The organism is Streptomyces sp. NPDC033966 (assembly GCF_055575955.1).
The window spans coordinates 166,524-181,682 of the sequence record NZ_JBVIRQ010000004.1 but is presented as its reverse complement, the minus strand read 5'-3'; the positions used below and the strand labels follow the sequence as shown (position 1 = coordinate 181,682).

Here is a 15,159-nt window from a genome sequence, read left to right as displayed (position 1 = left end):
GCACCACCGACGGAAGGACGTACGGCATGCTCGGCTGGAGCATCACCCTCTGGCGCGGGACCCCGGAGGAACGGGACCGCGCCACTCCCGAGGACCGCGAGGCGGCGACCCTCGCGTACTGGCTGGTCGGCCTGTACGGCCTGGACTGGCTCGCCGAACTCGTCAGGGCGGGCCGGGCCGAGGAGCTGTGGCGCTCCGGCTACCCCAGCCGCTACACCGCCCGCGCCGGTGACGTACTGCCGCTGTTCGCGGACGGACACCCGCCCGGCTCCGGCTCCGGACACGGCCGCGCACCCTTCGACGTGAGGCTGCACCCCGACCGCATCGCCGCCTGCCCGGCGGACCAGGTGCTCACCATCGACGCCTGGGACCAGTCCTGAACCCGAGTTCGTAGCAGCCGCCGGCCCGGGTACGGACACCCGGGCCGGCCGGTGCCCGTACCCGCGGGCCCAGACGGTTCTCATCTCGCCGCCGCGTTGCTACGGTACGCCTCCGCTGACGACCCATCAGATTCCGGAGGCTCCGCCGTGCGCGCACTCGCCGCCGCCGCCGTCGGGCTGGCCGCCGCGCTCGCCCTCGTCCTCGCCGTGACCGCCGCCGGGGTACCGGAGGGCAAGACCTCGCCCAGACCGCTGCTCACCACCGCGCCCGCCGCGCCCGGAAAGTAGAGGAGGCCCGGCCGTGCGACGCAGAGCGAGCCTCGTACTGCTTGCCCTGGCCGTGTTCTGCGCAGCCCTCGCACCGCTGCTGCGCTGGTACGCGTACCCCCGGCTCGCCAAGATCCCGGCCGGCCAGTACCAGGAGATGGTCCTGGAGGCCAAGGACGCCACCCTCCTCGACTACGCGGGCGGCATGCAGCCCAAGAAGGTCGACAAGGTCACCATCGTCCAGACGCTCAAGGGCAACGTCGAGGCGTCGAAGGAGATCGAGGCCGACGCCGGCAAGGACGTCGTCGTCTGGGACACGCTCTCCTACATCATCGGGCCGGACGGCAAGATGGTCTCCCGGATCCCCGAGCGCTACATCTTCGACGCCCACACCCAGGACCCGGTGCACGCCACCGGCGAGACGGTCGACGGGGACCCGGTCAAACGCGAGGGCATCGAGTTCAAATGGCCCTTCTTCACCGAGCCGCGCGACTACCTCTACTTCGACGCGCAGACCCGCACCTCCTCGCCGGTCCACTACGTCGGCCCGCGCACCTACCGGGGCATGGACGTCTACTACTTCGAGCAGACCGTCCCCTGGACCAAGGTCCCCATGCCGAAGAAGATGCCGATCGAGGGCATCGACCCCGCCACCATCGAACAGACCACCGGCACCACCCTCTGGTACACGGTCAAGGCCAGGTTCTGGGTCGACCCCGTCACCGGCGCGCCCGTCAACGCCGAACAGGACATCCAGCAGGAGATGCGCGGCGGCATCGCGGCCGGAGCCCCCGACGGCAAGCTGACCGCCTTCGCCGGACACGTCACCATGCGCGAGGACTACGCGAAGCACACCCTCGACCTGGTCGCCGCCAACCGTACGAAGGTCCTCGCGCTCCACACCTACGCCCCGGCCGGCCTCGCCCTGGCCGGCCTGGCGCTGCTCGCCGCCGCCCTCTGGCTGGAGGCCCGGGGACGCCGCGCCCCCGGGGTCAGCGTCCCCTGAGCCGGGCGTTGGTGTGCCGGGTCGGCTCGGCCGTCGCCGGGTCCTCCGGCCACGGGTGCTTCGGGTAGCGGCCGCGCAGCTCCGCCCGGACGGCCCGGTAGCCGCCCTGCCAGAAGGAGGCCAGGTCGGCGGTGACGGCGGCCGGCCGCCCGGCCGGGGACAGCAGGTGCACGAGTACGGGCACCCCCGCCACCCGGGGCGTCTCGGCCAGCCCGAACAGCTCCTGGAGCTTCACCGCCAGCACCGGCTGCCCGGCCGAGTAGTCCACGCGGATCCGGGACCCGCTGGGCACCTCGATCCGCTCGGGAGCCAGCTCGTCGAGCCGGGCCGCCTCCCCGGTGGCCCAGGGCAGCAGCCGGTTCAGGGCCTGCCCCGCGTCGATCCGCCCCAGGTCGGCGCGGCGGCGGGCGCGCGACAGCTCGGGCTCCAGCCAGTCCCCGGCCCGCTCCAGCAGTGCCGCGTCGTCCGACACGTCCGGCCAGGCGCCGCCGAGCGTACGGTGCAGGAACCCGAGGCGGGCCCGGAGCGCCAGCGCGTCCGGGGACCAGCGCAGCAGGGCCGGCCCCTCGGCGCGCAGCCCCTCCAGCAGGGCGGCCCGCACCAGTTCCGGGGCCGGGTCGCGCAGCGGGCGGGCGACCAGCTCGACCGCCCCGAGCCGCTCGACGGCGCGCGCGACCACGTCGCCGTCCTCCCAGTGCACCTCCTCACCGGAGGTGAACAGGTGTGCGGCGGCGGCCCGGGCGGTGTCCTCGTCGAGGACGGCGGCCAGCCGGACCCGTGCGGACGCCGAATGCGGGGCCCGGTCGGCGACGGCCACCGCCAGCCAGGGCGCGTTGCGCAGCGGCGACCCCTCCCCGACCTCGGCGGCGGTGCCGCCGGCCATGAGGAAGCCCCCCTGGCCCTTGGCCCGTGCCACCCGCTCGGGAAACGCCAGGGCCGCGACCAGCGCGGCGGCGCGGTCGTCGCCCCGCGGGCCGCTGCGCGCGGCGGCCCCGTGCGGGGCGTCACCGGACAGCGACCGCTCCAGGCGAGCCGTCTCCGCGCGCCAGCGCCCCGCGTACGGGTCGTCCCCGCGGCGCACGCGCCGCCACGCGGCGGCCAGGTCGTCCCCGTACTCCAGCGGCGGCTCCTCGCTCAGCAGCGCCACCACCTCCGCCGCCCGCCGGGTACCCAGCGCGGCCGAGCCGTCCAGCAGGGCGCGCGCCAGCCGGGGGTGCAGCCCCAGCCGGGCCATCCGCAGCCCCCGCGGGGTCGGCCGCCCCGCCGCCGACACGGCGCCCACCGCCACCAGCACCTCCCGCGCCGCGGCCATCGCCCCGGCCGGCGGCGGGTCCAGCAGCGCCAGCCCGGCCGCGTCCGGGTCGCCCCAGCAGGCAGCCTGCAGGGCGAACGGCGCCAGGTCCGCGATCCGGATCTCGGGGGAGGGGAAGGCCGGCAGCCGCCCGTCCTCCGCCTCGGCCCAGCACCGGTACACCACGCCCGGCGCCTCGCGCCCGGCCCGGCCCGCCCGCTGGCGGCCCGCCGCGCGGGAAGCCCGTACCGTCGCCAGCGCGCCCAGCCCCCGGGCGTGGTCCACCCGGGGCTCACGGGCCAGCCCGGAGTCCACGACCACCCGTACGCCCGGCACGGTCAGGCTCGACTCCGCGACGGCGGTCGACAGGATCACCCGGCGGTGCTCCGAGGCCGTCAGCGCGGCGTCCTGCACCGCGGCCGGCGCCCGGCCGTGCACCTGGAGCACCTCCGCGTCCACCCCGGCCAGCTGCCCGGCGACCCGGGCGATCTCGCCGACGCCGGGCAGGAAGCACAGCACGTCGCCGGAACGTTCCGCCAGGGCCCGGCGGACCACCCCCGCCACGTGCGCCAGCTGAGCCGGATCCACCCGCATCCCGTGCGGCGGCCGCACCGGCCGGGCCGGCGGCGCCCACACCGTCTCCACCGGGTACGCCACCCCGGCGGCCTCCACCACCGGCGCGTCCCCCAGCAGCCGGGCCCAGCCGGCCGCGTCGGTCGTCGCCGAGGCCGCCACCAGGCGCAGCTCCGGGCGCAGGGTCTCGCGTACGTCCAGCAGGAACGCGGCGACGGTGTCGGCGTCCAGGTGCCGCTCGTGGCACTCGTCCAGCACCACCACGTCCACCCCGGCCAGCTCCTGGTCGCGCTGGAGGCGCTGGAGCAGCACACCGGTGGTCACCACCTCCACGGCCGTGTCCCGGCCCGCGACGCGCTCCCCGCGCACCGTGAAGCCCACCGAACCGCCGACGGCCTCGCCCAGCAGCCACGCCATCCGCCGCGCCGCCGCCCGGGCGGCGATCCGGCGGGGCTCGGCGACGACCACCCGGCGCCGCGGGCCCCCGCCCACCAGCCCGGCGAGCACGAGCGGGACCAGCGTGGTCTTGCCGGTGCCGGGCGGGGCGCACAGCACGGCCGCGCCGTGGCCGTCCAGCGCCGAGACGAGCGCGGGCACGGCCTCCCGTACGGGGAGGGAGTCGAGGGCGGCGGTCCGGATCACGTCAGTCCCGCTCGCACACGAAGACCGCGGTGCCCGGGATCAGGTTGCCGCGCAGCGGGGACCAGCCGCCCCACTCCTGGCTGTTCCACTCCGGCCACTCGGGCTCCACCAGGTCCAGCAGGCGGAAGCCGCCCGCGACCACGTCGCGGACCCGGTCGCCGATCGTGCGGTGGTGCTCGACGTAGACGGCGCGGCCCTGCTCGTCCTGCTCGACGTACGGGGTCCGGTCGAAGTAGGACGCGGAGACGGAGAGCCCCTCGGGGCCCGGCTCGTCGGGGAACGCCCAGCGGATCGGGTGGGTCACGGAGAAGACCCAGCGGCCGCCGGGGCGCAGGACGCGGCGCACCTCCCGCATGACGTTCACCGGGTCGGCGACGAAGGGGACGGCCCCGTACGCGGAGCAGGCGAGGTCGAAGGAACCGTCGCGGAAGGGCAGCCGGCCGGCGTCGGCCTCGACGAGGGGGACGTCCCCGCCGATGCGCAGGGCGTGCTGGAGCTGGCGGTGGGAGAGGTCCAGGGCGACCGGGCGGGCTCCCTGCGCGGCGAGCCACCGCGAGCACTGGGCGGCGCCGGCGCCGATCTCCAGGACGTCCTTGCCCTTGAGGGAGGCGGCCGGGCCCAGCAGCGCGGCGTCGGCCTCGTCGAGGCCCTCGGGGCCCCAGACGAAGCGGTCGTCGCCGAGGAAGGCGCCGTGCTCGCTCTGGTACTCGTCGGCGTTGCGGTCCCACCAGCCGCGGCTGGCCCGGCTGCTCTCCGCCTCACCGGCGTCGCGCCGGGTGGCCGCGGCGTCGTCCTCGGCGTCGGTTTCGGGGGCGTAGTCCTCTTGGTTCATGGGGCCCGTCGTCGTAGTCTGCGGATGGCTCAGTGGTCCGGGTGGGCCGGAAAAATTCGTGCGGAGCGCTCATCACCGCGTCCCCGCCCACGAATTGCGCCGGTTATGCGGTGATCTGCCCGCGGTGTGCGCCTTCGCGCATTGACCCTGTCCGGCTGCCCCCGTATGCTACAAGTTGCGCTGCGAGCCTGTGCTCCTCAGACCTAGCAGGCTGCGCTTGCATCTGTTGAATGTCCCCTCGGTTTTCGAGGCCCTTCCCCCTTTCGGGGGATCTTGGGCTTCTTTGGCTGTCCGGCTTCTTCGGCAGGTGCCGATAAGGGCTCCCGGCGTAGCAGTACCTACGACTTTCTGTCCGTAACCGGAGCCCTTTCCCACATGACGAGCAGCACCGAGACCACCGCCACCACCCCTCCGCAGGTAGCGGTCAACGACATCGGTAACGCGGAAGCCTTCCTGGCCGCGATCGACGAGACGATCAAGTACTTCAACGACGGCGACATCGTCGACGGCGTCATCGTGAAGGTCGACCGGGACGAGGTCCTGCTCGACATCGGTTACAAGACCGAAGGCGTGATCCCGAGCCGCGAGCTCTCGATCAAGCACGACGTCGACCCGAACGAGGTCGTCAAGGTCGGCGACGAGATCGAGGCCCTGGTTCTCCAGAAGGAGGACAAGGAAGGCCGCCTGATCCTGTCCAAGAAGCGCGCTCAGTACGAGCGTGCCTGGGGCACGATCGAGAAGATCAAGGAAGAAGACGGCATCGTCACCGGTACCGTCATCGAGGTCGTCAAGGGTGGTCTCATCCTCGACATCGGCCTCCGTGGCTTCCTGCCGGCCTCTCTCGTCGAGATGCGTCGCGTCCGCGACCTCCAGCCCTACGTGGGCAAGGAGCTCGAGGCGAAGATCATCGAGCTGGACAAGAACCGCAACAACGTGGTCCTGTCCCGCCGCGCCTGGCTCGAGCAGACCCAGTCCGAGGTTCGCCAGACGTTCCTCACCACCCTGCAGAAGGGTCAGGTCCGCTCCGGCGTCGTCTCCTCGATCGTCAACTTCGGTGCCTTCGTGGACCTGGGCGGCGTCGACGGTCTCGTCCACGTCTCCGAGCTGTCCTGGAAGCACATCGACCACCCGTCCGAGGTCGTCGAGGTCGGTCAGGAAGTCACCGTCGAGGTCCTCGACGTCGACATGGACCGCGAGCGTGTCTCCCTGTCGCTGAAGGCGACGCAGGAGGACCCGTGGCAGCAGTTCGCCCGGACCCACCAGATCGGCCAGGTCGTCCCGGGTAAGGTCACCAAGCTGGTTCCGTTCGGTGCGTTCGTCCGCGTGGACGAGGGCATCGAGGGTCTGGTCCACATCTCCGAGCTGGCCGAGCGCCACGTGGAGATCCCGGAGCAGGTCGTCCAGGTCAACGACGAGATCTTCGTCAAGGTCATCGACATCGACCTCGAGCGTCGCCGGATCTCGCTGTCCCTCAAGCAGGCCAACGAGTCCTTCGGTGCCGACCCGGCGTCGGTCGAGTTCGACCCGACCCTGTACGGCATGGCCGCGTCCTACGACGACCAGGGCAACTACATCTACCCCGAGGGCTTCGACCCCGAGACCAACGACTGGCTCGAGGGCTACGAGACCCAGCGTGAGACGTGGGAGCGCCAGTACGCCGAGGCGCAGGTCCGCTTCGAGCAGCACCAGGCCCAGGTCATCAAGAGCCGCGAGGCCGACGAGGCCGCTGCCGCCGAGGGCGCTGCCGCCCCGGCCGCCGGTGGCAACGCCGGTGCGGGCGTCTCCGGTGGTTCGTACTCCTCCGAGGGTGCGGACGAGACCTCCGGCGCCCTGGCGTCGGACGAGGCCCTGGCCGCGCTCCGCGAGAAGCTGGCCGGCGGCCAGAGCTGATCGCAGCGCGATCACACTCCGGTGTGAGCTGAGCTGAGCTGAACGACGAGGCCCGTCCCCTTCGGGGGGCGGGCCTCGTCGCGTTCCCGGGTGCGGGACGGGGGCGCGGGGCGCCGGGTGTGCGGCCGGCGCCGGCACCGTGGGTCCGCCCGCCGTCGCGTTGCGTTTGTGTGAATGCCGCCCACCTGGGAATGGCCGCGCGGTCCCGGACGTTCTTCGCAGGGAACACGGCGCGAGGGAGGAGTGGTGACGGTGCTTGATCCACAGGGTCTGTACGAATGGGATGCCAAGGGTCTGGCGGTGGCGGACCTGGCGCTGACCCAGGACTCGGCCGGACTGGTCATGCTGTACCACTTCGAGGGGTACATCGACGCGGGCGAGACCGGCGAGCAGATCGTCGAACGCCTCCTCGACACCCTGCCCCACCAGGTGGTGGCCCGCTTCGACGCGGACCGGCTGGTGGACTACCGGGCACGCCGCCCGCTGCTGACCTTCCAGCGCGACCACTGGACCGAGTTCGAGGAGCCCCGCCTGGAGGTGCGCCTGGTCCAGGACGCCACCGGCGCGCCGTTCCTGCTGTTCTCCGGCCCCGAGCCGGACGTGGAATGGGAGCGCTTCGCCGTCGCCGTCCGGCAGATCGTGGAGCGCCTCGGGGTCCGCCTCTCGGTCAACTTCCACGGCATCCCCATGGGCGTTCCGCACACCCGGCCCGTCGGCATCACCCCGCACGGCAACCGGACCGACCTGATGCCCGGCCACCGCAGCCCCTTCGACGAGGCCCAGGTGCCCGGCAGCGCGGAATCTCTGGTCGAGTTCCGCCTCGCCCAGGCCGGCCACGACGTGCTCGGCGTCGCCGCGCACGTCCCGCACTACGTCGCCCGCTCCCCCTACCCGGACGCGGCACTGACCGCCCTGGAGGCCATCACGGCCGCCACCGGGCTGGTCCTGCCGGCCGTCGCGCACGGCCTGCGCACCGAGGCGCACCGCACGCAGACGGAGATCGACCGGCAGATCCGCGAGGGCGACGAGGAGCTCGTCACCCTCGTCCAGGGCCTGGAGCACCAGTACGACGCCGCCGCCGGGGCCGAGACCCGGGGCAACATGATCGCCGAGCCGGCCGAGATCCCGTCGGCGGACGAGATCGGCCGCGAGTTCGAGCGGTTCCTGGCGGAGCGCGAGGGCGAAGGGTAGGAGCGGGGCCGTCCCGCCCGCCCTCCTGTGTTCCTCGGGCGGTGTTCCTCGGGCGGTGTTCCTCGGGCGGGGGACACCGCCTAGGGTGCTGACCATGCTGAAAGTGGGCCTGACAGGCGGAATCGGTGCCGGCAAGAGCGAGGTCTCCCGGCTGCTGGCGGGGTACGGGGCGGTCGTCGTCGACGCCGACCGGATCGCGCGGGAGGTCGTGGAGCCGGGCACGCCCGGCCTCGCGGCCGTGGTGGAGGCCTTCGGGGACTCCGTGCTCACCGCCGACGGACGGCTGGACCGCCCCAAGCTGGGGGCGATCGTCTTCACCGACCCGGCGAAGCTCCGGACCCTCAACGCCATCGTGCACCCGCTCGTCGGGGCCCGGTCCGCCGAGCTGGAGGAGGCGGCGGGACCTGACGCGATCGTGGTGCACGACGTACCGCTCCTCACGGAGAACGGCCTCGCGCCCCTGTACGACCTCGTCGTGGTCGTGGACGCGGCCCCCGGCACGCAGCTGGCCCGGCTGACCGCACTGCGCGGGATGACCGAGGAGGAGGCCCGCGCCCGGATGGCCGCCCAGGCCACGCGGGAGCAGCGGCTGGCGGTGGCCACGCTCGTGATCGACAACGACGGGCCGTTGGAGGCCCTGGAGCCCCAGGTGCGCAAGGTCTGGGAGGAGCTCACCGCGCGCGTCGCGGCGGAATAGCCGCATCGGCGGAGGGCGTTGAACGCGCCCGTAGAGGGAAGGAAAGACAACGTGTCCGACACCACGCCCCCGCCGCCGTCGTCCACCGGCCCCGGATCCGGACCCGCCGGGCCGTCGGGTTCCGCGAGCCCCGAGACGCACGTCATCGACTACCGGGCCGCCGAGCAGCTCCTCGCCGCCCGGGACCCGCGCGGCGCGGTCCGGCTGCTCGACTCCGTCATAGCCGCGCACCCCGAGAACACCGCGGCCCGGCTGCTTCGCGCCCGCGCCTTCTTCGCGGCGGCGCAGCTGCGGCCCGCACAGCTGGAGTTCGAGCTGGTGCTGGAGCGGGAGCCCGACAACGCCTTCGCCCACTTCGCGCTCGCCCGCACCCACGAGCGGGCCGGGCGCCCCGAGCGGGCCCGGCGCCACTTCCGGCTCGCCGCCGCCCTCGATCCGCAGCCCGAGTACCTGGAGGCGGCCCGCTTCGAGAGTTAGCGCTTGCGCGGAGGCTCGTACGGGGGGACGTCCGGGCCCGGCTGGTAGTGCGGGCCCTGGTGGATGTGCCGGACGACGACGGTCAGGTCGACGGCGGCCACCAGCGTGACTGCCGCGCAGGCGGCCGCCCATCCGGGACGGCCCGCCAGCGAGAAGGCGGCCGCCCCGGCGGCGGCCCAGAGCAGCCCCCACAGGCTCAGCCAGAACCGCAGCCGCAGCGGACTGCGGGCGGTCACCGGCTCGTTTCCGGTACGCATGGCCATCGCCTCACCTCGGGTGGAGGCCTCGGTTCCATGGTCCCACCCGGGGGCCGGGCCCGGGGGCCGGGCTTCAGGGGTTGAGCTTGTTCACGGCCGTCGTGGTCGTCTTCTTGAAGGCGGGTACGGGGGCGTCGGGCAGGTTGCCCATCTGGCCCCACTTCACGACGGTCACGGTGGAGCCGTCGCGTCCGATCCCGTACAGGTGCACGCCCGGCTCCGATTCCGGGATGGAGGCGCCGACGCCGTAGACGTGCGCGCCCTCCTCGACGGCCAGCTTCCCGTAGTCCTGCCAGGAGGCGGTGCCGCCCGGGTTCGCGCGCAGCCAGTCCGCGGCGCAGGCGGCGACCTTGCGTTCCAGGGCGGCGGCGAGCTTCGCGGCGGCGGCGTCCGAGGCGGCGCGGACGGAGATCTGGACGGCGCCGGTGTCGAACTCGGTACCGAACGCGCGGTGCCGGCTGCCGGTCCCCGGAAGCGCCCCGTCCAGACAGAAGGGGGCGTCCTCGGGCAGCCCCTTGGTGATCTTGCCGGAGTACCAGGGGGAGGAGGGGTGCGGGGGCAGGTCGGTGCCGTTCAGGAACCCGGGGGCGGTGGCGGCGGTGGCGGTGCCGGAGGCGGTGAGGGCGAGGGCGGCGGACGCCGCGATGACGGCGGCCACGAGGGCCGGGGTGCGGGTGGTGCCGGTGTCGGTGCGTCGGAACACGGTGTCTCCCGGTAAGAGATGCGCTTGCGGTCGTGATCGCGGTGCGGTCGGTGTGCGACTGCCCGAACAGCCTTCCCCGGTCCGGGGCGTTGGAGCACGGTTTGCGGCGCAACCGGGACACTGGAACGGCTGCACACCAGCACCCCGACGCTGCACCGGTACGGCGTATGCGCAGGTCAGCGCCGGTTGTCAGTGGGGCCGCCTAGACTCGGCGGCAGTGGATCCGCCATGACCGGGCGGAGCCGAGCACCAGGGAGGGGGACCCCGTGACCGCGCAGCCGCCGCCGCAGCCGTCGTTGCTGCGCCGCGCCGCAGTGTTCCTCCCCGCGGCCGTACCCCGGGAGGGGCGGGTGGCGTTCTGGTGCCCGGAGGGGGACCTGCCGCCCGAGCTGGGGACCCCGCATCCGCTCCAGGTGGTCCGGCCGCACGGGGACGGCGTCCGCACGCGTACGGTGCCCGCGGTGGCGCTGTCGGTGGCCGCCGCGCTGCCCGTGCTGGTGCGGGCTGCCCGCAGCCCCGCCGCGCATCCCGCCACCCGCGCCTGGGGCACGGCCGCCACGCAGGCGCTGTCCCTCGCCGCGCGGGGCCGCCTGCTGCCCGGGCTCACCGCCGACGGGGTCGACGCCTGGCGTGCCGGGCCGCTGGACGCCGAGGACGTCGGGTACCTGCGCGCCGTCGCGGCCGCCCTGCCGTACGAGGGGTACGCCACCCCGCTCGCCGGACGCCGCCCGACGGCCCTGCCCGAGCCCGAAGCCCTGGTCCGGGCGTTTCTCGACGCCGTCGCCGACGTGCTGCCGCGCACGCCCGCCGCGCCCTTCGCCTCCGGGCGTCCGTTCGCGGCCCGGGAGCCGCAGCGGGTGCCGGGGATACAGGAGTGGGCCGCGCAGGTCGCGGCCGGCGCCGATGCCGGGGTGGGGATCTCGCTCCGGCTCGACCTGTCCTCCTTCCGCCTGTTCGACGAGGCCGAGCCGGAGGACGTCCGCCGCGCCGGAGCGGCCGTGGTCCAGGTGCACAGCCTGGCCGATCCGACCCTGGTCACCGACGCGGGGCTGCTGTGGGCCGGGGCGGCGGCCGCCGGATTCGGCCCGCGCGCCCGGATCGACGCCGTGCTCGCGCTGCGCCGGGCGGCGAGGGTCTGGCCGCCGCTGCTGCGCCTGCTCGACCAGCCGGTGCCGGACGCCCTCGCCCTGTCGGACCCGGAGCTGGAGGACCTGCTGGGCACCGCCGCGACCCGGCTGGCGGCGGCCGGAGTAGTGGTGCGCTGGCCGCGCGAGCTGGCCCGTACGCTCTCGGCGACCGCCGTCGTACGGCCGGCCGCGCCCGGTTCCGCGACCGACGGCACCGCCTTCTTCGACGCGGCCTCCCTGTTCTCCTTCTCCTGGGAGCTGGCCCTCGGCGGGGACCGGCTCACCCCGGGGGAGATGGACGCGCTCGCGCAGGCCCACCGGCCCGTGGTGCGGCTGCGCGACCAGTGGGTGCGGGTCGATCCCGGGCTCGTGCGCAAGGCGCGCAAGCGGGAGCTGGGCCTGCTGGACCCGGTGGACGCGCTGGCCACCGTGCTCACCGGCACGGCCGAGGTGGGCGGCGAGGCGGTGCCGGCGGTTCCCGTGGGCGCGCTGGCCGCCCTGCGGGACCGGCTCACCGGGGAACTGCCCCCGGTCGCGGCGCCCGCGGCCCTGAAGGCGACCCTGCGGGACTACCAGCTGCGCGGGCTGGCCTGGCTGGACCTGATGACCTCGCTCGGGCTGGGCGGCTGCCTCGCCGACGACATGGGCCTCGGCAAGACGGTCACCCTGATCGCCCTGCACCTGCACCGGGACCGGCCCGAGCCCACGCTGGTGGTCTGCCCGGCGTCGCTGCTGGGCAACTGGCAGCGGGAGATCGAGAAGTTCGCGCCCGGCACCCCGGTGCGCCGCTTCCACGGCGCCGGCCGCAGCCTCGACGGGCTGGCCGGCGGTTTCGTCCTCACCACGTACGGGACCATGCGCGCGGCGGCCGCCCGGCTGGCCGAGCAGAGCTGGGGCCTGGTCGTCGCGGACGAGGCCCAGCACGTCAAGAACCCGCACTCGGCGACGGCGAAGGCGCTGCGCACCATCCCCTCCCCGGCGCGGGTGGCCCTCACCGGCACCCCCGTCGAGAACAACCTCTCCGAGCTGTGGGCGCTGCTCGACTGGACGACACCGGGGCTGCTGGGCCCGCTCACCACCTTCCGGGCCCGGCACGCCCGCCCGGTCGAGCACCAGCAGGAGGAGGACGGGGGCAACGAGGCGGCGGTGGCCCGGCTGGCCGCGCTGGTCCGGCCGTTCCTGCTGCGCCGCAAGAAGTCCGACCCCGGCATCGCCCCCGAGCTGCCCCCGAAGACGGAGACGGACCATCCGGTGTCCCTGACCCGCGAGCAGGTCTCCCTCTACCAGGCGGCGGTGGACGAGGCGATGGCCGTGATCGAGGGCAGCGAGGGCATCGAGCGGCGCGGCATGATCATGAAACTGCTGGCCTCGCTCAAGCAGATCTGCAACCACCCGGCGCAGTTCCTGAAGGAAGCCGGGCCGAAGCAGGCGGAGCCCCGCCTCGCGCACCGCTCGGGCAAACTCGCCCTGCTGGACGAGCTGCTGGACACGATCCTGGCCGAGGACGGCTCGGTCCTGGTCTTCACCCAGTACGTGACCATGGCCCGGATCCTGGAGCGGCACCTCGCCTCCCGGGGCATCCCCTCGCAGCTCCTGCACGGCGGTACGCCCGTGCCCCGCCGCGAGGAGCTCGTCGACCGCTTCCAGTCCGGTGAGGTCCCCGTCTTCCTGCTGTCCCTCAAGGCCGCGGGCACGGGCCTCAACCTCACCCGCGCCGGACACGTGATCCACTACGACCGCTGGTGGAACCCGGCCGTCGAGGAGCAGGCCACCGACCGGGCCTACCGCATCGGCCAGACCCAGCCCGTCCAGGTCCACCGCATCATCGCCGAGGGCACCGTCGAGGACCGCATCGCCGAACTGCTGGAGGCCAAGCGGGCGCTGGCCGATGCCGTACTCGGCTCCGGCGAGGCCGCGCTGACCGAGCTGACGGACCGCGAGCTGGCCGATCTCGTCTCCCTGCGGAGGCCGGCGTGATCACCGCGCGGGACGACCGCCGCCGCACCTTCGAGACCGTGCCCGCCGGGGTGGAGGCCGCGACCTGGTGGGGCCGGGCCTGGGTGGCCGCGCTGGAGGAGCGCGCGCAGGACGCGGCCCGCCTGCGGCGCGGGCACGCGTACGCCGCCGAAGGCCATGTCGACGCGGTCACGGTCACCCCCGGCCGGATCGTGGCCTACGTCCGGGGCAGCCGGGCCCGCCCCTACCGCACCGAGCTGACCCTGCCCGCCTTCGCGGACGCCGAGTGGTCGGCACTGCTGGAGGCACTGGCCGCCGACCCCTCGGCCCTCGCCGCGCTGCTGGAGCGGGAGGTCCCGCAGTCCCTCGCGGAGACCGTGCTGCCCGGCGCGGGCGAGCTCGCCGCGCGCTGTTCCTGCCCCGACACGGTGCTGCCGCCCTGCAAGCACGCGGCGGCCCTCTGCTACCGGGCGGCCCGGCTCCTGGACGCCGACCCCTTCGTCCTGCTGCTCCTGCGCGGCCGCGGTGAGCGCGAGCTCCTCGACGAGCTGGGCCGGCGCAGCGCCGCCCACGCGGCGCGCGAACGGCCCGACGCCGAGGCGGACTTCCCCGGTGTCCCGGCCCGGGCCGCGCTCGCCCGCACCGGCCTGCCCCTGCTGCCGGCCCCGCTCGCCGCACCCGCCGTCGCGGGCCCGCCGCCCGCCTACCCCGCCGATCCGGCCGCGCCCGATCCGCTGGCGCTGGAGCAGCTCGCCACCGACGCGGCCGCCCGCGCGCTGGCCCTGCTCGCCACGGCCGAGGACCCCGTCGGCGGGCTCACCCTCTGGCAGGACGCCGTCCGGCTGGCCTCCGCACACCCCACCTCGGGCCTCACCGGCACCGCCCGCACCCTGTACCGGGACCTGGCCCGCGCCACCGGCCGCAGCACCACGGACCTGGCCCGCGCCGCCGCGGCCTGGCGGCAGGGGGGCCTGCCCGCGCTGACGGTGCTCGACGAGCCCTGGGACCCCCCGGCCGGGCCCTTCGACCGGGCCCGGCCCGCCCTGCTCGCCGCCGGCCAGGGACCCTTCCGTCCCGAGCGCAACCGGCTCACCGCCCGCACCCGCCAGCTCCGCCTGAGCCGCGAGGGCCTCTGGTACGCCTACGAGTCCCGCCCGGACGCCGACGACTGGTGGCCCACCGCCACTCCGTCCCCCGATCCGGTCACCGCCCTGCTGCGCTGACCTCGCCCGCCCACGCGGAGAGGGCCGCGAAGTCCCGGTCGCGCAGGCCGTGGCGGGGATGGATGCGCAGCAGGAGGCTCGGCGCCGGGTGGTGGGCGCTGACCCAGGCCCGGTCCTGCGCGGTGATCATGTCGTCGACCCAGGCGAAGGGCCGGCCGGCCGCCCAGTCGAGCAGCGGGCGGGTCTTCCAGGAGAGGCCGTCGGGGTCGCGGGCGAAGAGCTCCGGCCACTCCACCACGGGCAGGTCGGCGGGGAGCCCGATGTGCGGGGCGATCAGGGTGTTGGCCTGGTGCGTCCAGGCGGTGGCCCAGGCCAGCTCGAAGGGCAGGGCCTGGAGGCGGGCGCCGTGGGAGGGATGGAGGCGCACCCGGACACCGCGCCGGGCCTTGCGGGACTCCGGGTCGCGGTAGGAGAGCCAGACGTCCGGGCGCATCCGGTGGCTCGTGTAGCCGCGCAGACCTGCGAAGAGGGACCGGAACGGGTTGAGCGGGCCGTCCACGTCGAGGAGCAGGAGCGGTCGTTCAGTCATGGAGTAGGCACTACCCAGTACACGATGGAGTGAAATGCCTACCGGCTCTATAACCCGAACGGGTCTACCGCGTTGTTTCGGGTGCGGGCTCGATGCCCTGAAACCCTCCGGAAGGCAG

14 protein-coding genes are annotated in these 15,159 nt (G+C 74.6%); 9 read left to right on the top strand and 5 right to left on the bottom strand.

The features are described from left to right. Positions 1–26 precede the first annotated feature (26 nt). From ACZ518_RS13040 to pgfA, 3 genes are all read left to right on the top strand, one after another. On the top strand, positions 27–380 hold the full coding sequence (locus ACZ518_RS13040) for a hypothetical protein (RefSeq protein WP_469113109.1): 354 nt from the start codon (positions 27–29) through the stop codon (positions 378–380). A 147-nt stretch (positions 381–527) separates the two neighbouring features. Further along, positions 528–668, top strand: a complete 141-nt coding sequence (locus tag ACZ518_RS13035) for an SPW_0924 family protein (protein WP_405981209.1) — start codon at positions 528–530, stop codon at positions 666–668. Positions 669–681: 13 nt separating this feature from the next. Next, the gene (gene pgfA, locus ACZ518_RS13030) at positions 682–1,653 is read left to right on the top strand and encodes a cell envelope lipid trafficking protein PgfA (RefSeq protein WP_469113108.1); all 972 of its coding nucleotides are present in this window, start codon (positions 682–684) and stop codon (positions 1,651–1,653) included. Here pgfA and hrpB read toward each other — a convergent pair. Then, positions 1,640–4,159: an ATP-dependent helicase HrpB gene (gene hrpB, locus ACZ518_RS13025; protein WP_469113107.1), complete on the bottom strand. Its 2,520-nt coding sequence runs from the start codon at positions 4,157–4,159 to the stop codon at positions 1,640–1,642. The two genes, pgfA and hrpB, sit on opposite strands and share 14 nt — an antisense overlap. A gap of 1 nt (position 4,160) precedes the next feature. Further along, positions 4,161–4,991, bottom strand: a complete 831-nt coding sequence (locus tag ACZ518_RS13020; protein ID WP_469113106.1) for a class I SAM-dependent methyltransferase — start codon at positions 4,989–4,991, stop codon at positions 4,161–4,163. Between the two features lie 375 nt (positions 4,992–5,366). Between ACZ518_RS13020 and rpsA the strand changes: the two genes are divergently transcribed. The 4 genes from rpsA (at position 5,367) to ACZ518_RS13000 (ending at position 9,246) form a co-directional block, all read left to right on the top strand. Beyond that, a complete protein-coding gene (gene rpsA, locus ACZ518_RS13015) occupies positions 5,367–6,881 on the top strand; it encodes a 30S ribosomal protein S1 (RefSeq protein WP_007263497.1) in 1,515 nt (504 codons plus the stop codon). A gap of 252 nt (positions 6,882–7,133) precedes the next feature. Next, positions 7,134–8,072: a PAC2 family protein gene (locus ACZ518_RS13010; RefSeq protein ID WP_469113105.1), complete on the top strand. Its 939-nt coding sequence runs from the start codon at positions 7,134–7,136 to the stop codon at positions 8,070–8,072. Positions 8,073–8,166: 94 nt separating this feature from the next. Continuing rightward, positions 8,167–8,769: a dephospho-CoA kinase gene (coaE, locus tag ACZ518_RS13005; RefSeq protein WP_469113104.1), complete on the top strand. Its 603-nt coding sequence runs from the start codon at positions 8,167–8,169 to the stop codon at positions 8,767–8,769. A gap of 144 nt (positions 8,770–8,913) precedes the next feature. Next, the gene (locus tag ACZ518_RS13000; RefSeq protein WP_469113470.1) at positions 8,914–9,246 is read left to right on the top strand and encodes a tetratricopeptide repeat protein; all 333 of its coding nucleotides are present in this window, start codon (positions 8,914–8,916) and stop codon (positions 9,244–9,246) included. Here ACZ518_RS13000 and ACZ518_RS12995 read toward each other — a convergent pair. Together ACZ518_RS12995 and ACZ518_RS12990 are read right to left on the bottom strand one after the other, a co-directional pair. Next, a complete protein-coding gene (locus ACZ518_RS12995; protein WP_469113469.1) occupies positions 9,243–9,503 on the bottom strand; it encodes a DUF6343 family protein in 261 nt (86 codons plus the stop codon). The genes ACZ518_RS13000 and ACZ518_RS12995 overlap by 4 nt on opposite strands. A gap of 73 nt (positions 9,504–9,576) precedes the next feature. Continuing rightward, positions 9,577–10,206, bottom strand: coding sequence for a hypothetical protein (locus tag ACZ518_RS12990; protein WP_469113103.1), 630 nt, complete (start codon positions 10,204–10,206; stop codon positions 9,577–9,579). Between the two features lie 266 nt (positions 10,207–10,472). Here ACZ518_RS12990 and ACZ518_RS12985 point away from each other — a divergent pair, with 266 nt between their 5' ends. Both ACZ518_RS12985 and ACZ518_RS12980 read left to right on the top strand, forming a co-directional pair. After that, positions 10,473–13,310 carry a DEAD/DEAH box helicase gene (locus ACZ518_RS12985; RefSeq protein WP_469113102.1) on the top strand — a complete coding sequence of 946 codons (2,838 nt, stop codon included), beginning with the start codon at positions 10,473–10,475 and terminating at the stop codon, positions 13,308–13,310. After that, positions 13,307–14,512 carry an SWIM zinc finger family protein gene (locus tag ACZ518_RS12980; protein ID WP_469113101.1) on the top strand — a complete coding sequence of 402 codons (1,206 nt, stop codon included), beginning with the start codon at positions 13,307–13,309 and terminating at the stop codon, positions 14,510–14,512. The genes ACZ518_RS12985 and ACZ518_RS12980 overlap by 4 nt, the downstream gene beginning before the upstream one ends. Here ACZ518_RS12980 and ACZ518_RS12975 read toward each other — a convergent pair. Continuing rightward, positions 14,493–15,041, bottom strand: coding sequence for a hypothetical protein (locus ACZ518_RS12975; RefSeq protein ID WP_469113100.1), 549 nt, complete (start codon positions 15,039–15,041; stop codon positions 14,493–14,495). The genes ACZ518_RS12980 and ACZ518_RS12975 overlap by 20 nt on opposite strands. Between the last annotated feature and the right edge of the window lie 118 nt (positions 15,042–15,159).

Excerpts from the sequence above, each read along its gene's own strand:
- ACZ518_RS12975 (WP_469113100.1), bottom strand. The coding sequence starts at position 15,041 with ATGACTGAACGACCGCTCCTGCTCCTCGACGTGGACGGCCCGCTCAAC.
- ACZ518_RS13020 (WP_469113106.1), bottom strand. The coding sequence starts at position 4,991 with ATGAACCAAGAGGACTACGCCCCCGAAACCGACGCCGAGGACGACGCC.
- rpsA (WP_007263497.1), top strand. The coding sequence starts at position 5,367 with ATGACGAGCAGCACCGAGACCACCGCCACCACCCCTCCGCAGGTAGCG.
- coaE (WP_469113104.1), top strand. The coding sequence starts at position 8,167 with ATGCTGAAAGTGGGCCTGACAGGCGGAATCGGTGCCGGCAAGAGCGAG.
- ACZ518_RS13040 (WP_469113109.1), top strand. The coding sequence starts at position 27 with ATGCTCGGCTGGAGCATCACCCTCTGGCGCGGGACCCCGGAGGAACGG.
- ACZ518_RS12995 (WP_469113469.1), bottom strand. The coding sequence starts at position 9,503 with ATGCGTACCGGAAACGAGCCGGTGACCGCCCGCAGTCCGCTGCGGCTG.